At 71.4% G+C, this 619-nt stretch carries 1 protein-coding gene; it reads right to left on the reverse strand.

Annotated features, from left to right (window positions below):
* Positions 1–31: 31 nt before the first annotated feature.
* On the reverse strand, positions 32–619 hold a 588-nt coding region (locus G5C65_RS38085), incomplete at its 5' end, for a SigE family RNA polymerase sigma factor (protein WP_165303651.1).

The following is a 619-nucleotide window of genomic DNA, read 5'->3' on the forward strand; positions in this document are numbered from 1 at the left end:
CCCCCTGGGGTCCCCCCGGACCCCTTCCCCGTCAGGCGACCAGTTCGTCGAAAGACTCCTCCTGGTCCCTGCCGAAGCTCAGTGCCTCGTCCTCGCGCAGCCGGCGCAGGGAGCGCCAGATGCTGCTCTTGACCGTGCCGACGCTGATGTTCAGTATGTCCGCGATCTCCGGGTCCGTCCGGCCCTCGTAGTAGCGCAGCACCAGCATGGTGCGCTGCAGCTCGGGCAGCCGGGCGAGGGCCTGCCACAGCACGGTGCGCAGCTCGGTGCCGCGCATCGCGTCCTGCTCGCCCGCCGTCTCCGGCAGCTCCTCCGTCGGGTACTCGTTCAGCTTCCGCCGCCGCCACGCGCTGATGTGCAGGTTCGTCATGGTGCGCCGCAGATAGCCGCCGACCGCCGCCTTGTCGCTGATCCGGTCCCAGGCGCGGTACGTCGAGAAGAGCGCGCTCTGCAGCAGGTCCTCGGCCTCGAAGCGGTCGCCGGTCAGGTGGTAGGCGGTGGCGTACAGGGAGGCGCGGCGCTCGCGCACATAGGCGGTGAACGCCGCTTCGGCGTCCGCTGCCCGTGTGGCGCCCTCACGCCGCTCCCCCGGTGCCTCCCTGTACTCGCCCTTCCCCCC

This window comes from Streptomyces boncukensis (assembly GCF_011045075.1).
In the GTDB taxonomy this organism is placed as follows: domain Bacteria; phylum Actinomycetota; class Actinomycetes; order Streptomycetales; family Streptomycetaceae; genus Streptomyces; species Streptomyces boncukensis.